The 1,782-nt window shown below is 66.3% G+C and carries 2 protein-coding genes and 1 pseudogene; all 3 read left to right on the top strand.

The window, feature by feature from the left end:
* Nucleotides 1-519: pseudogene (locus tag EOA22_RS32300) on the top strand (precorrin-3B synthase); the annotation flags it as partial.
* 2 nt (nucleotides 520-521) lie between these two features.
* On the top strand, nucleotides 522-1,154 hold the full coding sequence (locus tag EOA22_RS32295; RefSeq protein ID WP_063168243.1) for a precorrin-8X methylmutase: 633 nt from the start codon (nucleotides 522-524) through the stop codon (nucleotides 1,152-1,154).
* Nucleotides 1,151-1,782 (top strand): precorrin-2 C(20)-methyltransferase (locus EOA22_RS32290; RefSeq protein WP_127390542.1); only part of this gene is annotated, 632 nt, incomplete at its 3' end. The genes EOA22_RS32295 and EOA22_RS32290, both read left to right, overlap by 4 nt.

Below are 1,782 nucleotides of genomic sequence, written 5' to 3'. Positions count from 1 at the left end.
ACCAAAACCCGCCCCCCCCCCGGTCGTGCCTTGCTCTCCCCCGGGAAACCACCCGCCGCCACCCCCCCGCTCCAACACACCGCCGCCATCCTCGGCTTCGTCACCGCCCCCGCCGACCCGCGCACGCGCATTGCCGCTTGCCCGGGCATGCCGGCCTGCGCCTCCGGCCGCATCGCCACACGCGACATCGCCGAGACGATCGCCGCTGAAACAGCCGACATCCTCGACTTCACCCTTCACATTTCCGGCTGTGCCAAAGGCTGCGCCCACCCCGGTCCGGCAGCGCTGACGATCGTCGGCGGCGAAAATGGAGCCGGACTTGTCGTGAACGCGACGGCAAAGGCCCTTCCTGCCGGCTACAGGCCGGGCTATGACGCCGCGCGCGGCATCGGCCGCGTCGCGGCGATGATCCGCAGCACACGATATCAAGGTGAAACCGCCGCCGCTTGCCTGACAAGGCTCGGGCCGGCCGGTATCGCCGAGGCCTACCGACAGGCCCAAACTGAAAAACGGAAATGAGCATGGCCGCCTACGACTACATCCATGACGGCACGGCGATCTACGAGCGCTCCTTCGCCATCATCCGCGCCGAGGCCGATCTGTCGCGCTTCTCCGAAGCTGAGGCCGATGTCGCCATTCGCATGATCCATGCCTGCGGCCAGGTCGAAGCTTCAAATCATTTTGTGTTCTCCAAGGATTTCGTTGCCGCCGCCCGCACCGCTTTGGCGGCCGGCGCGCCGATCTTCTGCGACGCGGAAATGGTCTCGCATGGCGTCACCCGCGCCAGGCTGCCGGCGGGCAACGAGGTGATCTGCACCTTGCGCGACCCGCGTACGCACGAAATTGCCAGGCAAATCGGCAACACCCGTTCGGCGGCCGCCATCGACCTCTGGGGCGAGCGCATGGCCGGCTCTGTGGTTGCCATCGGCAATGCGCCGACCGCGCTATTCTATCTCCTGGAAAAACTGCGCGATGGCGCACCGAAGCCGGCGGCCATCATCGGCATGCCGGTCGGCTTCGTCGGTGCGGCCGAATCCAAGGATGCGCTGGCCGAGAATTCCTACGGCGTTCCCTACGCCATCGTGCGTGGCCGGCTTGGCGGCAGTGCCATGACCGCCGCCGCGCTCAATTCATTGGCGAGGCCTGGCCTGTGAACGCCTTTCTCAAAGGCCGCCTCGTTGGCGTCGGCACCGGTCCTGGCGACCCCGAACTGCTGACCCTAAAAGCCGCCCGCATCCTGGCCGAGGCCGATGTCGTGGCCTATTTCGCCAAGCGCGGCAACAACAGCAACGCCCGCGCCATCGTCGAAGCGCAGTTCCGGCCCGAAATGACGGAATTGCCGCTGCTCTATCCCGTCACAACCGAAATCGCCAGGGACCACGACGACTACCGCTCGCAGATCACGGCTTTCTACGAGGAGTCGGCCGAAAAGGTCGCCGAGCACCTCGAAGCCGGCAGAATGGTTGCGGTGCTGTCGGAGGGCGACCCGCTGTTCTACGGCTCTTACATGCATCTGCATGTGCGCCTCGCCCATCGTTTTCCGACCGAAGTCATCCCCGGCGTCACCGCCATGTCCGGCTGCTGGTCGCAGACCGGTATTCCGATCGTCCAGGGCGACGACGTGCTCACCGTGCTGCCGGGCACGATGAGCGAGTTCGAGCTGACCCGCCGGCTGGCCGACACCGATGCCGCCGTCATAATGAAGGTCGGCCGCAACCTGCCCAAGATCAGGCGGGCGCTGGAGGCTACGGCCAAGCTGTCGCGCGCCGTCTATGTCGAGCG

It is taken from the genome of Mesorhizobium sp. M7A.F.Ca.US.014.04.1.1 (assembly GCF_003998745.1).
Classification (GTDB): domain Bacteria; phylum Pseudomonadota; class Alphaproteobacteria; order Rhizobiales; family Rhizobiaceae; genus Mesorhizobium; species Mesorhizobium ciceri.
Note: the sequence above shows the minus strand (reverse complement) of the source record. Positions and strands in the feature narration are given on the sequence as shown.